The 1,144-nt window shown below is 31.7% G+C and carries 2 protein-coding genes; both read left to right on the forward strand.

Annotated elements, in window-relative coordinates; genetic code table 11:
• Positions 1–373: 373 nt before the first annotated feature.
• A complete protein-coding gene (locus BKP35_RS18155) occupies positions 374–553 on the forward strand; it encodes a hypothetical protein (RefSeq protein ID WP_071314803.1) in 180 nt (59 codons plus the stop codon).
• 96 nt (positions 554–649) lie between these two features.
• Positions 650–1,006, forward strand: coding sequence for a hypothetical protein (locus BKP35_RS18160; protein WP_071314804.1), 357 nt, complete (start codon positions 650–652; stop codon positions 1,004–1,006).
• The last annotated feature ends 138 nt before the right edge of the window (positions 1,007–1,144 follow it).

Below are 1,144 nucleotides of genomic sequence, written 5' to 3' on the forward strand. Positions count from 1 at the left end.
TTTAGTTGGTATAGTTTGCGGAGTATTACTAATCTTCTTTTGGATGAAAAGCAGTTATAGAAAAAAAGATACAAAAATAAAAGAGCTTCAAAATGAAATTGAGGAACTAAGAGGAAAGAATTAAATTCGAAATAGGTTTGCCAGTTGAAACCTTGTGAATTAATACACTTAAAGTAACGGAAGCAAGGGTTGAAGATTGATTATCGATCAAGCAGCTCTTTTTTATAGTTTTCCCAAATAAAAGGAAATGAATGGTAAAATAGAATTAAGTAGTGGAGTGTTATTTAACTTTCGCTCAATATTTGAAGAAAGATAATTGGATTTATATGGTAAAACAGCTTATAAGAATGGTTTGTTAAGGGGAGTGCTCATAATGAAATTGTTATCTGCATTCATTGCTTGGGTTGTTATTATGTTCATTGAATTTATTTGGCTAATAATTGATAGTTCGGCTGGTGCCAGAAACAAAGAGGAGATTTATGTAGTAATTGTTATTTCTTTAGTTGTGGGGGCTACTGGACTTAATCTATACAATAAACATTTAAAGAGATGACATATGCAGACACATATTGTTATTAAGCTCTAACGGTTTTGTTAAAGAAGATATATGGATTTTTATGATAATTTCGAACTTGATAGGGGGAAAAATATGAAAGCTTATTTTACAGGAATATCAATTTTATTTTTAGCAATTTCAGTTATTTCGAGTGCCTTTATTTTATCAAATTCCACGAATAAAGAATCTGTTTCAACTGTCGCTGTTTCTACTGAAAATGGGGAAGAGAGTAATGCGAAACAATTGCTGAGTAAAGAGCAAGCTTCCGATTACCTTGGGATTTCTGTTGATGAATTTGACGTATTAGATAGAAATCATGTTTCTTCTTTTGGAGAAGGCATTCCTTTCTTAGAAATAAACGGAAATAAATATTATACAATCCAATCATTAGAAGAATGGTTGGCAGATACTAGCCATTATTTATCAAATGAATTATCGGATTTTAATTAAAGTAACGGAGGCGCGCGACAAGTTCTGTTATAAACGCTTTCCAGCGTGAAAATACAGGAAGTTTACTAGAAAAACTTCAACTTTACAACTGAGGATTGGAATGAAGGAACCAAGTTTCCTGAAACAATCCCATCAAGA

Source organism: Anaerobacillus arseniciselenatis (genome assembly GCF_001865995.1).
Classification (GTDB): Bacteria; Bacillota; Bacilli; order Bacillales; family Anaerobacillaceae; genus Anaerobacillus; species Anaerobacillus arseniciselenatis.